The sequence below is a fragment of the Pseudomonas sp. efr-133-TYG-103a genome, from assembly GCF_030209235.1.
In the GTDB taxonomy this organism is placed as follows: Bacteria; Pseudomonadota; Gammaproteobacteria; order Pseudomonadales; family Pseudomonadaceae; genus Aquipseudomonas.
Map to the genome: position 1 here is coordinate 85,641 of NZ_JARVSK010000032.1, position 16,978 is coordinate 102,618.

13 protein-coding genes and 1 tRNA gene are annotated in these 16,978 nt (G+C 57.5%); 9 read left to right on the forward strand and 5 right to left on the reverse strand.

What is annotated here, in order from left to right; genetic code table 11:
* Position 1: 1 nt before the first annotated feature.
* Positions 2 to 1,696 (reverse strand): type IV-A pilus assembly ATPase PilB, encoded by a 1,695-nt coding sequence (pilB, locus tag QRN36_RS23625; RefSeq protein ID WP_285426259.1) that lies wholly within the window; start codon positions 1,694 to 1,696, stop codon positions 2 to 4.
* 226 nt (positions 1,697 to 1,922) lie between these two features.
* On the opposite strand from pilB, the gene QRN36_RS23630 reads away from it, so the two are divergent.
* The 3 genes from QRN36_RS23630 to QRN36_RS23640 all read left to right on the forward strand — a co-directional run bounded on the left by QRN36_RS23630 (position 1,923) and on the right by QRN36_RS23640 (position 3,900).
* Positions 1,923 to 2,309 (forward strand): pilin, encoded by a 387-nt coding sequence (locus QRN36_RS23630; protein ID WP_285426260.1) that lies wholly within the window; start codon positions 1,923 to 1,925, stop codon positions 2,307 to 2,309.
* Positions 2,310 to 2,373: 64 nt separating this feature from the next.
* The gene (locus QRN36_RS23635) at positions 2,374 to 3,834 is read left to right on the forward strand and encodes an O-antigen ligase (RefSeq protein WP_285426261.1); all 1,461 of its coding nucleotides are present in this window, start codon (positions 2,374 to 2,376) and stop codon (positions 3,832 to 3,834) included.
* A tRNA-Thr gene (locus QRN36_RS23640) sits at positions 3,825 to 3,900 on the forward strand. Before QRN36_RS23635 ends, QRN36_RS23640 begins: the two co-directional genes overlap by 10 nt.
* 67 nt (positions 3,901 to 3,967) lie before the next feature.
* Here the strand turns inward: QRN36_RS23640 and QRN36_RS23645 are convergent.
* From QRN36_RS23645 to nadC, 4 genes are all read right to left on the reverse strand, one after another.
* Positions 3,968 to 4,621, reverse strand: coding sequence for a polysaccharide lyase family 7 protein (locus QRN36_RS23645; RefSeq protein ID WP_093464600.1), 654 nt, complete (start codon positions 4,619 to 4,621; stop codon positions 3,968 to 3,970).
* Positions 4,622 to 4,966: 345 nt separating this feature from the next.
* Positions 4,967 to 5,155 (reverse strand): hypothetical protein, encoded by a 189-nt coding sequence (locus QRN36_RS23650; protein ID WP_285426262.1) that lies wholly within the window; start codon positions 5,153 to 5,155, stop codon positions 4,967 to 4,969.
* 120 nt (positions 5,156 to 5,275) lie between these two features.
* Positions 5,276 to 6,424 carry a hypothetical protein gene (locus QRN36_RS23655; RefSeq protein WP_285426263.1) on the reverse strand — a complete coding sequence of 383 codons (1,149 nt, stop codon included), beginning with the start codon at positions 6,422 to 6,424 and terminating at the stop codon, positions 5,276 to 5,278.
* A 714-nt stretch (positions 6,425 to 7,138) separates the two neighbouring features.
* A complete protein-coding gene (gene nadC, locus QRN36_RS23660; protein WP_093464594.1) occupies positions 7,139 to 7,987 on the reverse strand; it encodes a carboxylating nicotinate-nucleotide diphosphorylase in 849 nt (282 codons plus the stop codon).
* Between the two features lie 384 nt (positions 7,988 to 8,371).
* On the opposite strand from nadC, the gene QRN36_RS23665 reads away from it, so the two are divergent.
* From QRN36_RS23665 to QRN36_RS23690, 6 genes are all read left to right on the forward strand, one after another.
* Complete coding sequence (locus QRN36_RS23665; RefSeq protein WP_285426264.1) at positions 8,372 to 10,615, forward strand: DUF1631 domain-containing protein; 2,244 nt, start codon at positions 8,372 to 8,374, stop codon at positions 10,613 to 10,615.
* A gap of 88 nt (positions 10,616 to 10,703) precedes the next feature.
* Positions 10,704 to 11,252, forward strand: a complete 549-nt coding sequence (gene ampD / locus QRN36_RS23670; RefSeq protein ID WP_285426265.1) for a 1,6-anhydro-N-acetylmuramyl-L-alanine amidase AmpD — start codon at positions 10,704 to 10,706, stop codon at positions 11,250 to 11,252.
* Between the two features lie 15 nt (positions 11,253 to 11,267).
* Positions 11,268 to 12,104, forward strand: a complete 837-nt coding sequence (gene ampE / locus QRN36_RS23675; RefSeq protein ID WP_285426266.1) for a regulatory signaling modulator protein AmpE — start codon at positions 11,268 to 11,270, stop codon at positions 12,102 to 12,104.
* A gap of 68 nt (positions 12,105 to 12,172) precedes the next feature.
* Positions 12,173 to 12,946, forward strand: coding sequence for a 5'/3'-nucleotidase SurE (gene surE / locus QRN36_RS23680; RefSeq protein WP_093464582.1), 774 nt, complete (start codon positions 12,173 to 12,175; stop codon positions 12,944 to 12,946).
* Between the two features lie 232 nt (positions 12,947 to 13,178).
* Complete coding sequence (potE, locus tag QRN36_RS23685; RefSeq protein WP_285426267.1) at positions 13,179 to 14,603, forward strand: putrescine-ornithine antiporter; 1,425 nt, start codon at positions 13,179 to 13,181, stop codon at positions 14,601 to 14,603.
* Positions 14,600 to 16,885, forward strand: coding sequence for an Orn/Lys/Arg decarboxylase N-terminal domain-containing protein (locus QRN36_RS23690; protein WP_285426268.1), 2,286 nt, complete (start codon positions 14,600 to 14,602; stop codon positions 16,883 to 16,885). Before potE ends, QRN36_RS23690 begins: the two co-directional genes overlap by 4 nt.
* The last annotated feature ends 93 nt before the right edge of the window (positions 16,886 to 16,978 follow it).

Genomic DNA, 16,978 nt, shown 5'->3' on the forward strand with positions numbered 1-16,978 from the left:
CTTAATCCTTGGTCACCCGGTTGACTTCCTCAAGGCTGGTCACGCCCTGCATGGCCTTCATCAGGCCGGAGGTGCGCAGGTCGTTGAAGCCGTCCTTGCGCATCTGTTCGGAAATCTCGATGGAGTTGCCTTCCTCCATGATGATGCGCTCCAGGGCGGGAGTGCTCTTCACCACTTCGTAAATACCGACACGGCCTTTGTAGCCAGCGTTGCATTGTTCGCAGCCCACTGGAGAGTAAAGCTTGAACGCGCCGATTTTCTCTTCCGGGAAACCTTCGGCAATCAATGTCTCGCGCGGGATGTCGACTTCTTTCTTGCAGTGCGGGCAGAGCTTGCGGGCCAGCCGCTGGGCGATGATCAGATTGATGGCGGTAGCAATGTTGAAAGCCGCCACGCCCATGTGGTGCAGGCGAGTCAGTGTTTCCGCCGCGCTGTTGGTGTGCAGCGTCGACAGCACCATGTGGCCGGTCTGCGAGGCCTTGATCGCGATCTCGGCGGTTTCGAGGTCACGAATCTCACCGACCATGATCACGTCCGGGTCCTGACGCAGAAATGCCCGCAGCGCCTGGGCGAAGTCCATGCCCTGACGCGGGTTGACGTTGACCTGGTTGATGCCTTCCAGGTTGATTTCGACCGGATCCTCGGCGGTGGAGATGTTGATGTCCGTTGTGTTGAGAATATTCAAACCGGTGTAGAGCGAAACGGTTTTACCCGAGCCTGTAGGACCGGTTACCAGAATCATGCCCTGCGGTTTGCTGAGCGCTTCCAGATACAGCGCTTTCTGCTCCGGCTCGTAACCCAGTGCGTCGATGCCCATCTGCGCGCTGGTCGGGTCGAGAATCCGCATCACGATCTTCTCGCCCCACAAGGTCGGCAACGTGTTGACACGAAAGTCGATGGCGCGGTTTTTCGAAATGCGCAGCTTGATGCGACCGTCCTGCGGCTTGCGGCGCTCGGAAATATCCAGACTGGCCATGACCTTCAAGCGCGCAGCGATACGGCCGGCCAGGTGCGTCGGCGGTTTGGCCACTTCATGAAGGATGCCGTCAGTGCGCAGGCGAACCCGGAAGATCTTCTCGTAAGGCTCAAAATGCAGGTCCGAAGAGCCGAGACGGATCGCGTCCATCAGCATCTTGTTCACGAACCGGACCACCGGCGCGTCGTCGGCATCCTGACCGCCAATGGAGGTCTCTTTGCTTTCATCTACCGCTTCGACTTCCAACCCCAGGTCAACATCGGCCAGATCGCCCATGCCACTGTGGGTGTCGAAGAACTTCTCGATGGCGACGGTGAGCTTGTCGTCCTCGACCAGAATCGCTTCTGTGTTCAAGCCGGTGCTGAACTGGATGTCGGTAATGGCCTGGTGATTCGTCGGGTCCGATACACCAATAAACAGCTTGTTACCCCGTCGCCATAAAGGCAGCGCCGAGTGCTGGCGCACGAGCTTCTCGCTGACCAACCCCTTGGGCTGGCTTTCCTTATCGAGGGTATTGAGGTCAAGAAAGGGAATGCCGAACTGGTCGGAAGCTACTTCGGCAAGGGTCAGACTTTTCACCAGCTTGTTCTGTACCAGATAGCTGACCAGCGACACCTTGTCGCGGCGAGCCTGCTGATACGCCTGCTGCGCAGATTTTTCATTCAAGAGCTCAGCCACGACAAGCTGTTTGGCCAAACCCGTAAGCACGACATCAGTCATTACAACCACCAGACACAGACAGTGTGTGGTTTATAGCGCAGTCGGGCTTGGCTGCCAAATGTACGCCGCAGGGGTGACAATAATTGTCACTTTTTGCTGGCGCCGGTCCGGTATTCCTCATCGACGCGACAAGGAAATGCAACAGGAGACTGGATTCGCGAATTGGCACGAGGTATGCGTCTATGCTTGCGGAGCGACACCTAATTGACGATCGGAGAAGTACGTTATGCAAGCACAAAAGGGCTTTACCCTCATCGAACTGATGATCGTGGTAGCGATCATCGGTATCTTGGCGGCGGTGGCTATCCCGGCTTACCAAAACTACACACTGCGCGCGCAGGCCTCCGCACTGCTCGCTGGCTTGGATTCCGCCAAGTTGGGCGTTGCGGAGAATTACGCGAACGCTGCAACCAACACTTGTACCAACATTACCGTTCCTAGCGGCACGTGCTCGGGTGGCACTCTGAGCGCTACCAAGACCAACCCTACTGTTACAGTTTGGCTGCAGCCTACGTTCCCTGCTGCCAACACCGCCACCACTGGTCAGGCGATCACCTGGACCTGCAGGGTAAGTCCAACGGCCGCAGCACCGAGCAGCTGTACTGGTTCTTGATTTGATATGAGGAAGGCGCCAATGGCGCCTTTCTTTATTCCTAGACTTTTTGGGACTGGCTACATTGGTTAAAGATGCAAATGCTTTCAGCGCGTTGCCAATTGCCGGTCTAATATTTATTCCGATATCGATTGCGTCATTTTACGGGCACGACTGGCAACGAGTTGATCAGATATCTATATTTTTTTTATGCGTGCTCGCATTAGGCGTTAAGCTCTACGGTCAAACGCTAAGCGGTTTAACGGTTTGTTTTCCGAACGGTTATTTTTTTCTGGTGTTGCTACTGGGGCTATTCTCAAGCCTACGTGCGCATCAGCCGGAATGGGCTCTGGTAGAGGTAGCTGTATTCGTAGGTTCTTCATCTATCTTCTTTTATTTTGCGAATCTCAGAGCCTCGGGCCAGCCATGCTTTGATCGATATTTTATATCACTCATCACCTTGTTGTGTGCAGTAAAAGCTTTTCAGTTTTTCGTCTCGACGGTCGCTGCATATACCGGGTCAGCGGGTATTATCGACGCCGATCAGTTGATTGAGGGTTTTTCTAACAAGCGGTTTTACGGTCAGTTTCAGACATTCACTTTGCCTCTGCTAGCGCTGCCATTGCTCTGCGCTGGTAAAATCCGACTCAAATCGGCTGTATTTTTTTTACTGAGCTTTTGGTGGTTAATCGCTATCTGTGGTGGTACGCGTGGTACTTGGTTGGGTATTGCAGTCGCTACTGCAGTCGTGTCTTTAAGTTGTGGAGCACGAGGGCGGAGCTGGGCCGTTTGGCAGATAGCATCTTTCGGCGTTGGGCTGTTATTTTTCTGGTTGCTTTTTGTTTTGCTTCCTGATTATCTTCACATAAAAATTGCTAACTTTGCAGGGGAAAGGCTAAGCACGTCACTATCTGCGCGCGATGTTCTGTGGCATCAAGCTTTGGAAATGATTAAGGAAAAGCCGTGGCTTGGTTACGGGCCGATGCATTTCGCGGATTTACATAACGCCGTTGCTGCTCATCCCCACCAAGTCATCTTGCAGTGGGCTTGCGAGTGGGGCATTCCTTCAATGCTCTTAATGATCGTTATCGTGGGACGCGGCTTGTTTGCTACCTTCACACTTATCCGGCAGAAAATATATTCAAGCCATCCTGTCGATGTGCTCCGAGTTTGCCTTTTCGCCAGTCTGACAGCGGCTCTTGTACAGTCGATGATCGACGGTGTGATCGTTATGCCTTACTCCCAATTGTGGCTTGCTCTCGTGGGGGGCTGGCTAATGGGTATTCATGAGCACCGTGCGCATGCTGCCCCGCCCAAACTGCTCCGCTTCGGATGGTTCGTAGTGGTAGCTATGGCGGCCGGGATTCTCATTGGTGTGGTTATACGTGACTTCCCAATTTTGGAGGCACGTGAGGCCCAGTATGGCCACGATTTTGGCGGAAGCTATCAACCCCGCTTTTGGCGCCAGGGAGTTATAGCAACGAGTAGCACGCAGTTGTTTGAAGTTGAGGAAGGTGATAGTTTTCCAAAATCATCGCCGAAATAGCTCAGTCGGTAGAGCAGCGCACTCGTAACGCGAAGGTCGTAGGTTCGATTCCTATTTTCGGCACCAAACCCTCTCCGCGCCATCACTCACGATGGCGCATTTTCAGCTCAAGCGTTTTCTCACAGCCCCCAAATCACAAGTGGCTGACTTCCAACCTTGTATAGGTCACCTTGCCGCCTTCGGTGGGGTAGCCGACGTTGTCCAGCGTGTAGACGCCGGCCTTGAAGTAGAAGGCGTATTTGTACCAGGTCGGCGCCAGTTGGATTTGCGGGCCGGCGTTGTTGATCAGTACGGTCAGTTTGCCTTGCTTGTTCATTTGAATGGCGTACGCGAAAGCTTTGTTGAGCGGCACGTTAGGCACCGTGTAGGCCACGGGACTTTTCACGTCGGCGGGGTTTACGCGGTATTCGAGGTCGATATTGCCTGTGCCGTTGGCGAAGCGGTACACAACCTTGAGCAAGGGCGTGGCGGCATCCTTGGCATGAATTTGCGCCACCACCACTCGCCCGGTGGAGGGCACCTGATTGACCGAAAGCGTGCCTTTGAGCGTGTTCAGGCCGCTGTTGTACAGCCAGTTACGGGCTTTGCCGTTGGTCAAGGTTTCCCGCATTTCGGAGCGTGGGAAATCACTGTGACCGGTGTGGGAACCGGTGACGGGCGCCCAGAAAACAACTTTGTCGCCGGTGTTGGTGAAGTAAGCGGTTTTGAGCTTCGGCAGCGCTGCGGCGGTGGTCAAAGGCGGAGTATCAACAGGAAGGGTAAGGTTCCAGACGGTCAGGTCAATCATGGCCAAGGCTCATGTGGGCTGTTCCCTTGCCCGAGAGTTCAGCCAGTCATACGTAGCACTATTCGCCGTCCCTGACGCTACTGACGGATTAACGACCGATCGACGCAGTCCTTTAACGCATTCAGACAGGTGGCGTAGCGCCGTTTGCTGACGTTCGCTGGCGCGTTATAGAGGGTGCGACAGATGCCCATTACAACGGCGAAAGAAACAGCATTTGCTGATTTCGAACTCGATAAAAAGCCCGCGTTGCGCGGGCTTTTCAGGGGCGAAATATTGATCGTGAATTGACGATGTCAGCGGGGGACCAGAACCGCCGCTCTGAAGGCGAGACATCGCATCGCGCAGTCAGTCTTTCGCCGCTTGCTCCTGGTCTTCCACATGCAGCCTGGTCACGATCGCGGCGGCTTCCTCTTCGGTGTCCACCACAAACACTTCGCCTGCGTCGGATGTCACCTGAAACGCCGTCGTTGTGTTTCTCGCGCGATAGTCGGCGGGTAATTCATCGTGCTCGAGTTTTTTCAGCGAAACGGCCATGGCGCTCTCCTCAAATGATCTGCAGGTGTGACCCCGGCGATTTTCGATTGGTTCGAGCCGATTGAGACGTCCGAACTTATCGGAGCCGGTGCGTGGCCCTGCAGCATCAAATAGCCGGCCTTACCGCCCACATTTTTGCGCCGCGTGGTACCCCAACACGGCGGGCAACAGGAGGTAGGTAAAATACTTGGCGAAGATCAGCAGGATCAGACAGGCCACCAGCGCCGAGATAACAAACGCCTGATCGGCATCGTTTCCTCTGTGACGAATCAGAGCCATTGATGCGGTCGTCAAGGGCACTGCGATTAGACCGCAATAGTAAAGCAGGCCAATTAATCCAAGGTCTTGCCAGACCGACAATATGCCGTGAATGTAATAGCCTTTTTCATAGTCGCCGTAACTCCCCATGAGGACGTTGTCCGATATCTTGGAAAGGCCAGCGTGAAGGATATTGTTTCTTACCTGATAGGAGGTGTCCTCGTTGAGCGTGGTCAGTCTGGCGACACGGTTCTCAGGCAACAATGCTTGCCAGCTTTGTGCCGTTAACCCAATGACGGCCGCAAAGGAAAAAAGCGCAAAAGCCCATGCCAGTTTTTGTTTTGTGCTGAGCACCTCAAACATGCAGATAAAGATCAAAAAGCCTACCAGTTCGCTTCTCGCGCCATTGACATAAAGTGCTACGCATAGACATGGGTAGACGGACAGACGTAAATGTCGTCGCTCGGTTTTGGCAATCGCCAGCATGGCGGTTACAAGGTAATAAAGGGCGAAACCTTGATAAGTCGATACGTTCGGGTTGCCGCCTGACAGTGTCTTGAGAGAGAACGCACCATTACTCATGAAATAGAATATGCAGGTTGTCATGATCATCACGCACAGCCACAAACAGCGAGTATGCCGAGGTGTGATATCTGGCAGACCCTTGAACAGCAAGAACACGCACAGTGCCTGGTAGACCGCGCCGAGGTGCCACCCGAGCAGTCTGTCGTCACCATTGACCAATGCGAAGCTGAGCGCGACGGCTGCAAAGTAGCCAAGAAAGCCAAAATACGCTGCGTCGAAAACCGGCATCCTCATGGTCGTGGTCAAACGCTTGGCGTACCTGCCAGCCAGTACCAGCAGCAGCGCCAGGCAGGCGATGCCGAAATACCCGCCCGCAAACGCAGGGATGGTATTGGTCGCTACACCCACTTGGTAGAGGAATGCGCCAGGAAAGAGGGCGATAAATGCGACGATATTGAATGTACCTGAAGTTCTGTCAGCGAGCATGAACTGAACCCCGCTGAACCCATCCCGAAAAAATGCAATTCCCGCCGGAACGTGTTGGGTGGCACAACGTATTGGCTTGCCAGAAGGTAGCGGGCTTATCCATGTTTACTTTCTTCCTTGAGGGGGCGCACGTTGAAAGACGGCGCTTGGCAGATATGTCAATGAGCAATTGTCGGCAGTGGTCTTTACAGCGAAGCTGGCATCTAAAGTGGTTCAAATTATTCGTGGTGTTTGTTGTCTGGCTTACTTTGCTGAAATTTCCTACAGCCTCTGAGGATTTCGCTGCTTTACTTAGCAGGCTGAATTAAAGGCGAAGAGTTGCGACGGATTGCTGCCATCCGGTAGGCATTAATAGCGTTTAATTAAACATTCTGAAACAGAGTGTGTTTATACAGGGTTCAATAAAATTTGAGGGGCGCAATGGTAGGGGAATAGGGATGTCGGGACAATATGCGTGAGTGTTTGAATACCGACTCTTTGAGTGAATATTGACCCTGATCGATTGGAACGTTTGCGCAGAGTTGGGGGCTGACTAGCGCGTTCGCGACCTATCGATCGGTAACACCTGGAAACAATAAGCCCAGTCCTTGACCGGGCGTGAGATTGTTATCGGGTGTTTTCGCATCAGCGGCATGCCCGTCCGCGAAGGGCAATGCTCCATTCACATCAATACAGCAACCATCCCAAGCAAGCGCACTTGTGCGAGCCGTTGCATCAAACGCTGAGCCGCATCGACAGGTCGACGGCCTTTACGTCTTTGGTCAGGGTGCCGATCGAGATGTAGTCGACGCCGGTTTCGGCGATGGTGCGCAACGTCGCATCGGTGACGCCGCCGCTGGCTTCGAGCTTGGCACGACCGGCCGTGAGGCGCACGGCTTCGCGCATTTCGTCCAGGCTCAGTTCGTCGAGCATGATGATGTCGGCGCCGCCTTCGAGGGCTTGATGGAGTTCGTCCAGGCTTTCGACTTCGACTTCCACCGGTTTGCCAGGCGCGATCTTGTGCGCGGCGGTGATGGCCTCGGCGATGCCACCGCAGGCCGCGATGTGGTTTTCCTTGATCAGGAAGGCGTCGAACAGGCCGATGCGATGGTTATGGCAACCGCCGCAGGTCACGGCGTATTTTTGCGCCAGGCGCAGGCCGGGCAGGGTCTTGCGGGTGTCGAGCAGTTTGACCTGCGTGTCGGCCACCATGTCGGCGTAATGCTGCGAGCGGGTCGCGACACCGGAGAGCATCTGCAGAAAGTTGAGGGCGCTGCGCTCGCCAGTCAGCAATGAACGCGCCGGACCCTCCAGATGGAACAGCACTTGATTGGGCTGCACGCGCTCGCCATCGGCGACCTGCCAGTGCACCGCAACGCGCTGGTCCAGCTGCCGAAACACACTGTCGACCCAGGCGGTGCCGGCGATCACGGCAGCGTCGCGCGAGATCACGGTTGCCTTGGCGAGGCGCTCTGCGGGAATCAGCTGTGCGGTGATGTCGCCAGTGCCGACGTCCTCGAGCAGCGCACGGCGTACGTTGGCTTCGATTTCGGCGGTCAGCGTGGCAAGACGTAGATTCGGCATATCGGGCTCCACTTACTAAGTGCCCCGAGTATAAGGCAGGCAACTGTACCAACCTACCGAGCCTGTACCATCCAGTTGAGTGGATGACCTGCACTTTGTCGGTTTTTTCGCCGTATATGCGACAGATTGTGTTTTTCGCGGTCTATCGCTGCACATGCCGCTTCGTCCGCTCCTATTATTCCAATCAGGGCGAAGAGTCCGCTGGCGGGCGGACACGATTTACAAGATAATTCGCCTAGCTTTTGACGTCATAGCTTTGACGTTTCGCCTGTACACCCCAGGGACAAAAATTCAAGATCCGGTCAAGTGCAGTCTCGGCCTGCGCTTGGGATGAGGTTGTGGCTGTTGAGTAACAGCCGTGTAGTCGGTTGATAGGAGTCCTTGATGCATAACGACGGTAATAAAGTGGTGCCTTTGAGCAAGTCGAGTCCGGATAATCCGGGATCCTCGCCTGTCGCTCGGCTGCCCGTCGTTCTGTTGCAGGTGCGCGACAAAGCCGCGCAGCAGCTCAAGGAAAGCCTGCAAACGCTGTTCGATAACGCCGATGACACGTTGTTCGAGATGGCCGACCGCGCCCACAACAACGCCGAACAGAACATTTTCTTCGAAGCCATGCGCGACCTGCGCCTGAAGCGAAAGAGCATCGAGCGCAATTTCCTCGACAAGTTCTTCGAGGCCTTCCTGCGCCTGGGGCACTACGAAGTTGTCGAGCCGATCCTTTCCGAGCCAGTGTCCTTCGACAAACTCGCGCTGGTTCATAACGACGATCTGGAAAGGACCGTGGCCGTGGATGCCATGGTCACCAAGGTCATGAACCGCGACGGCGTTGCGTTGGGCCAGTTGACGACGCGGCTGAACGAGCTGATCCCTCAGCCCGTGACCGACGAAACCAATCCGCTCGGTCCTACACTGCTTTGCGATTTCTTCCTGCAGGCCGGTCGCAGCCTCGGCGTCGAGATCAAGGTCAAGCTGATCATCCTCAAGCTGTTCGAGAAATACGCGCTGGCCAATGCTGATCAATTGTATGAAGAAGCCAACCAGTTGCTGATTTCGGCGGGTGTCCTGCCGGAATTGAAAGTGCTGCCGTCGCGCCGTTCGACCGATCGTTCGGCCAGCTCGGCGGCTGCGAACGAGGCGCAGCGTGCCGATAACGCGTCGCTGATTCAGGCCACTGAAAAGCTCGACAACAGCGTGCAGGAAGTTTTTTCCGCGCTGCAAGAGCTGCTGGTTCACGTGCGCGGCAACATCACGCCGCGCCCGGACAACGTTGGCGAGGCCCGACCGATTTCGAGTCAGGACCTGCTGCGTCTGCTGTCTCATCTGCAGCAGTACGTGCCAAAGGCCGAAACGCCGGATGACTTCGATCTGCGCACTCAGCTGGAGCAATTGATTGGCCGGGTCAGTGCGCGAAGCGGCAAGTTTCGCGTGGTCGGGCCTATGGATGAGGACGTCATCAACCTCATCTCGATGCTGTTCGAGTTCATTCTCGACGACCGCAACCTGCCAGGTTCCTTGCGCGCGCTGATCGGTCGTCTGCAAATTCCGATGCTGAAAGTCGCTGTCATCGACAAGAGCTTTTTCAGCCGCGGCAGCCACCCGGCGCGTCGGCTGCTCAACGAGATCGCATCGGCGGCGCTTGGCTGGGGCGGACGTGACGACACCCAGCGCGATTCCCTCTACACCCGCATCGATCAGATTGTGCAGCGGCTGTTGCATGATTTCGTCGACGATCCGGCGATTTTCACCGAATTGCTTGTGGATTTCCTGGCGTTCACCAGTGACGAGCGTCGTCGCAGCGAATTGCTCGAACAGCGCACTCGTGACGCCGAAGAAGGGCGCGCGCTGGCTGAGCTGGCGCGTCAGCGTGTGCAACAGGCGCTGAATGATCGTCTGTTGGGCCGGACGTTGCCGGAAGTCGTCGTGCGTCTGCTCCAGGAAGCGTGGAGCAAGGTATTGCTGCTGACCTGCCTCAAGCACGGCGAGGAATCAGTCGAATGGAAATCCGGGCTGCAGGCCATGGATGACCTGATCTGGAGCGTCGAATCCCACGACGAGCCCGAAGCGCGTCAGCGTCTGCTCGAACTGGTGCCAGGCCTGCTCAAGTCCCTGCGCGACGGTCTGAGCAGCGCGGCATTCGATCCGTTTGCGACCAGCGAATTTTTCAGTCAGCTCGAAGCCCTGCACGTTCAGGCCTTCAATCACGTGACGCGTCCGGCGTCCGACGATGCCGAGCAGGTCCAGAGGGAGCCATCCGATGGCACGCCGATGATGGCGGTGGTTGAGGAGATCGTGTTGGTCGCGCCGGGCGAACAAGTGCTCAGCGAGCCTTCGATGCATTTGCCTGCCGACGATGAAGGTCTGATGCAGGTCGATAAGCTGCGCATGGGCAGCTGGGTCGAAATTCAGGAAGACGAAGATCACAAGCTGCGGTGCAAGCTGGCGGCCATCGTCGAGCCGAGCGGCCGCTATGTGTTCGTCAACCGCACAGGCATGAAGGTCCTGGAAAAGACTCGCATGGGCCTGGCGGTCGAGTTTCGTCGCGGCACGATCCGTGTGCTGGACGATGCGCTGTTGTTCGATCGCGCGCTGGAGTCGGTGCTGGGAAATCTGCGCAAGCTCAAGGGCTGATTCGCAGCGTGGCGGCGCATTGGCTGCCACATCCTTTCTCATCGCGGGCATACTGGCTGCTGTCGAATGATGCTTTAAGGACCCCTTCATGCAACTGGACCCCGGCACGGGCTGGTGCCACGGCGCTCAGCATTGCCCTTCGCCCAATTTCAATGCTCGTCCCGAGGGCGAGATCTCGCTGCTGGTGATCCACAACATCAGCTTGCCCCCCGCGCAGTTCAAGACCGGCAAGGTTCAGGCATTTTTTCAGAACCGGCTGGATATCACCGAGCATCCCTATTTCGAAGGCATCGCCGACTTGCGCGTCTCTGCGCATTTTCTGATCGAGCGGGACGGCGCCGTCACGCAGTTTGTCTCCTGCCTCGACCGGGCCTGGCATGCGGGCGTATCGGTGTTCGAAGGCCGCGAGACGTGCAACGATTTTTCCATTGGTATCGAGCTTGAAGGCACTGACGATCAGCCCTTCACCGATGCGCAGTATCAGGCGTTGATCGCGCTGACGCGGCAGTTGCAGTCGTCCTGGCCGGCGATCACCCCGCAGCGCATCTGCGGCCATAGCGACATTGCTCCGGGGCGCAAGACCGATCCCGGCCCGTGCTTTGACTGGGCCCGGTTTCGTTCGGCTTTAGAGATTTGAATTGAGGAGCGGGAGATGAGTTTTCTAGTTTTGCTGCTGGCGGTCTGGATCGAGAAATTCTCGGCCCTGCGCCAGCGTGTTCAGCGCGATGGGCCGTGGCTGCAGCAACTGGCGCGGCTTGAGACCAATCCACGCAGCGCCAGCCGTCCCTGGTGGATTCTGACGCTGACCGTGTTGCTGCCACTGTTGGTGCTGGCGCTGGCGTTGGTGATCGTCGGCTCGGTCGCCTATGGCTGGCTCGCGTTGCCGATTCATCTGTTGGTGCTCATCTACAGCCTGGGGCGTGGCGACATCAAGGCCAACCTGGGTTCCTTCCGCGACGCCTGCCGACGGGGCGATCAGGAGGCCGCAGTGCTGGTCGCCGAGCGCGACCTTGGCGTTCAGGCCGAGAACGAAGAGCAGCTTTTGGGCGGCGCCCAGACCTATCTGTTGTGGCAGGTCTATCAAGGTTTCTTCGCCGTTATCTTCTGGTATTTCGTGCTTGGCCCGGTGGCGGCGCTGGCCTACCGGCTGTTGGCGCTGGCGTCCGAACATGGCCGCACGCCTGCACTGGTGGAGCGCGCGACCCAGCTGCGACACGCCTTCGACTGGGTGCCGGTGCGTCTGCTGGCTGCAAGTTTTGCCTTGGTGGGCAATTTCGTCGCGGTCAGTCGGGTGATGCTCAGCGAGTTGCTCAACTGGAATATCACTGCCTCAGGCCTGATTACCAAAGTGGGTTGCGTCGCCGGTGAAGTGCCTGCTCCCGTGGTGGGCGTCGACGGTGTGAACAGTCTCGACGTGCTGTGGGAACTGCTGATTCGCGCCGCGATTGTCTGGTACGTCGGATTTGCGTTGTTCACCTTGTTCGTCTGAGATCCGGCAGCCATCGCGGCTGCAACCGCTTGAACATTGATGATCAAACCCTTGCGAAGGAGAACTGCATGTCGAACCCGCGAATCGAGCGCATCCTGATCACCAACGACGACGGCATCGACGCGCCGGGGCTGGAAGTTCTGGAAGCCGTTGCCCGCGAGCTGGCGGAAGAAGTCTGGGTTGTCGCCCCCGAGCAGGATCAGAGCGGCATTTCCCACGCGCTCAGCATCCATCACCCCTTGCGAGTCAAGGCGCGCGGCGAGCGGCGTTTTTCGGTGTCCGGAACGCCGGCCGATTGTGTGGCCATTGCCCTTGGTCAATTGATGGAAGAGCGGCCACAGCTGTTGCTTTCAGGCATCAACAAAGGCGCGAATCTGGGCGTGGAAACCATGTTTTCCGGCACCGTCGGCGCCGCGATGGCGGGGCTGTTGATGGGCGTACCTTCAATTGCACTCAGCCAGTTCTTCACACGCCGCGATGCGGTGAAATGGGAAACCGCCAGAGCGCTCGCACCTGATGTCATTCGTCGCGTGATCGGCATGGAATGGGCTGCGGACGTTTGCCTGAACATCAACTTTCCGGATGTCGCCCCCGAACATGCCAGGCCGCTGCAGATCACCCGACAGGGCATCGGACGCATGGATGGCTTGAACATCACTCAGCGCACCGACATGCGCGAACAAGGTTATTACTGGCTGAACATTGATCGTCATGAACGCCCGGATTTCGACGACAGCGAAACCTTCGTCGTGACCCAGGGTGGGATTTCCGTCACACCGTTGCGATTTGAGCGAACGGACCTCGAGGTCATGGAGCGGCTGAAAAGTGGCCTATCCAACTGATTGCGCCTGAGGCTGAAAATGTCGGTTGGCAGCGGCGGTTCTGACCCACCGCTGCCAACTCAACGTCTGTTTCTTAGTTGTCATACGGATGCCCCCAAACGAGTGACTTACCTTCATCTTCTATTGTCAAAGATGGCATTTCGCTAGTTGTCCCGCCCGCTTTCATTTCTTGCTTAGTGAGAATCTTTTGCTATAGCTAAAAGCCTCTCACGTCATCAAATGAGGCAATGGAATGTCAGTCGCAAAGAAAATGAGTGTGGGACAGCTGACGATGTTGACCGCCGTCAACATGTTGGGCTCTGGCATTGTTTTACTGCCGACCAAACTTGCAGAAGTGGGCGGTATTTCAATCCTCTCCTGGCTCATTACCGCAACCGGCTCCCTTGCTCTGGCGTACGCGTTTGCACGATGCGGCATGCTCAGTCGCAAGACGGGCGGCATGGGCGGATACGCTGAATATACGTTCGGCAAGTCCGGCAACTACATCACTAACTACACCTACGGTCTGTCGTTATTGATTGCCAATGTGGCGATCAGTATTACCGCCGTGGGTTATATCCAGACGCTGTTCGACATCAAACTCGACTCGCTGCAAGTTGGCCTGGCGACCATCGCGTTGTTGTGGATTACCACGTTCGCCAACTTCGGCGGCGCGAGCATTACCGGCAAGATCGGTGCGGTGACGGTCTGGGGCGTCATTGCCCCGGTGGTGCTGGTTTCCACCATCGGCTGGTTCTGGTTCGACAGCAGCGTTTATGCCGCAGGCTGGAATCCCCACGATAAATCCTGGTACGAAGCGGCGGGCGCCTCGGTGGCGATCACGCTGTGGGCATTTCTGGGGCTGGAATCGGCTTGCGCCAACGGCGACGCCGTTGAAAACCCCGAGAAGAACGTGCCGATTGCCGTGCTCGGCGGCACGCTGGGCGCAGCGGTGATCTACATCGTTTCCACCAACGTGATCGCCGGCATTGTCGACAACGCCGAACTGGTCTCATCCACCGCGCCGTTCGGCCTGGTGTTCGCCAAGATGTTCACGCCGCTGGTCGGCAACATCGTCATGGGCCTGATGGTGCTGGCCTGCATCGGCTCGTTGCTGGGCTGGCAGTTCACCGTGGCGCAGGTGTTCAAAAGCTCTGCGGACACCGGTTACTTCCTGCCGATCTTCGCCAAAGCCAACAAGCATGGCGTGCCGATCATCAGCATGCTGATCCTGCTGGCGATGCAGACCGCCATGGCGCTGCTGACGATCAGCCCCGATCTGGCCAAGCAGTTCGACACACTGGTGAACCTGGCGGTGGTCACCAACCTGGTGCCGTACATCCTGTCGATGGCCACGCTGATGACGCTGCAGAAAATCTCGAACGTTCCGGCCAACAAGGCACTCATTACCAACATCGTTGCGGGCATCGCTGCGGCCTACAGCTACCTGGCGCTTTACAGCTCGGGCGCTCAGGCGCTGATGCTCGGCGGTGTCGCGACCATCGTCGGCTACACGCTGTTCGGCTTCGTCAACACGCGGTTGATCCGCCTCGAAGCCTTGAACAACAGCGTTCCGACTCAAACCGTCGCGGCGCAGCACATCGTCGGCGAGCCGATCCCGGTCAATGACCTGCCGCCCAGCGCCATGAATCACGCCACCCTGGAGAACCAACCATGACGGAATACAGACACCTGCTTGGCATGCTGGCGCTGCTGGTCAGCAAACAGCCGGACAAACGCAGCGTGTTCGGCCGGGCCCTGATCCAGCTGATCAGCGATGTCGAGGAGCGCTCCATCAGCGTGCTGACGTCTGAAAGCCTGAGCGATGCCAAGTCGATTCTCAGCTCCGATCCTGCCATTCAGTGTGTGCTGCTCAGTTGGGAAATGGACGACAGCGAGGACCATCAGGAATGCATCGACTTGCTCACCGCGCTGCGTGAACGCAACACGCGCGTGCCGGTGTTCCTGATCAGCGACCGCAGCACCGCGTCCAGCGTGCCGTTGATCGTGATGCAGCACGCCGATGACTTCATCTGGTTGCCGGAAGACACCAGCCGATTCTTGAGCGGGCGAATCATGGCGGCCATCGAGCGTTACCGTCAGGCGGTCCTGCCACCGATGTTCGGCGCACTGCTCAAGTTCGCGCGCAGCTACGAATATTCCTGGCACACGCCTGGCCATGCCGGCGGTACGGCGTTTCTGAAGAGCACGGCGGGGCGCGCGTTTTATGAATTCTTTGGTGAAAACCTGCTGCGATCCGATCTGTCGATTTCGGTCGGCGAGCTGGGTTCGTTGCTCGACCACAGCGGCCCCATCGGTCAGGGCGAGCGTTACGCGGCCAAGGTGTTCGGCGCGCATCGCACGTATTACGTGACCAACGGCTCGTCGATGTCCAACCGGGTGATCCTCATGGCCAGCGTCACGCGGGACCAGATCGCCCTGTGTGACCGCAATTGCCACAAGTCGGCCGAGCATGCGATGACGCTGTCGGGCGCCATTCCCACGTATCTGGTGCCGACTCGCAACCGCTTCGGCATCATCGGGCCGATCCTGCCGCAGACGCTGAGCGCCGAGGGCGTCAAGGCGGCGATTGCCAACAACCCGCTGGTCAAGAGCCACATCGACCCGACGCCGGTGCACGCGATCGTCACCAACTCGACCTATGACGGCCTGACCTACAACGTCACCCGCGTCGAGGAGCTGCTCGGGCAGAGCGTCGATCGGCTGCATTTCGACGAGGCCTGGTACGGCTACGCGCGCTTCAATCCGCTGTACAAGGACCGCTTCGCGATGCACGGCAGCCCGGACGATCACGATGAATCCCGGCCCACCGTGTTCGCCACGCAGTCGACCCACAAGCTGCTTGCGGCGTTGTCCCAGGCGTCGATGATCCATGTGCGCAATGGGCGTAATCCGATTCCGCACGGCCGCTTCAACGAGTCGTACATGATGCACGCCTCGACGTCGCCCAACTACGCGATCATGGCCTCGTGCGACGTCAGCTCAGCGATGATGGAGGCCCCGAGCGGGCAAATCCTCACCAACGAATCGATCGAAGAGGCTATCGCCTTCCGCCAGGTCATTTCGCGCATGCGCACTGAAATGCTCGGGCATGACGACTGGTTCTTCTCGTGCTGGCAACCGCCGTCCGTGCAGGTCGACGGCAGTGCATTGGCGTTTCACGAGGTCGATCCGGCGCGGCTGAAAACCGATCCGAGTTGCTGGGTGCTGCACCCGAACGAAGTCTGGCATGGCTTTGGTGACATCGAAGACGGCTATTGCATGCTCGACCCGATCAAGGTGTCGATCCTCAGCCCCGGCATGGGCGACGACGGCAACCTGCTCGACTTCGGGATTCCCGCATGCGTGCTCAGCGCCTACCTCGGCCATCAGGGCATCGTGGTTGAGAAGACCACTGATTTCACCATCCTCTTTCTGTTCTCCATCGGCATCACCAAAGGCAAGTGGGGCACGCTGGTCAATGCGCTGCTGGACTTCAAACGCGACTACGACAGCAACCTTGAGCTGGAACTCTGCCTGCCCGACCTGCTGACCGCCAACCAGTTGCGATACGCCGGCATGGGCCTGAAGGATTTGTCTGAAGAAATCTTCGCAGCGATGAAGCAGACCAGGACAACCGCTGCCATGTCCAAAGCGTTCGGCACGCTGCCCAAAGCGGAATTCAGCCCAGTGGAAGCGTACGAGAAGCTGGTCAAAAATGAGGTGGAGCAGGTGACGCTGGAGGAAGCTGCCGGGCGCATCGCGGCGACGGGCATCGTGCCTTATCCACCCGGCATTCCACTGCTCATGCCGGGTGAGAACGCAGGTCCCGCCGACGGCCCGCTGCTGGCCTATCTGCGCGCGCTGGAAAGCTTCGACAAGTCATTCCCGGGGTTTACCCACGACACCCACGGGATCGAAAACGAGGCGGGGGTTTATCGGTTGCTGGTGTTGAAATAGCTCGGTTGAGTTCAGCCTCGGTAGTGACTGAGACTCACCCTTCGCGAGCAAGCTCGCTTGTATGGTAGGACTCGAAGGGGTGGGTGGGACCTA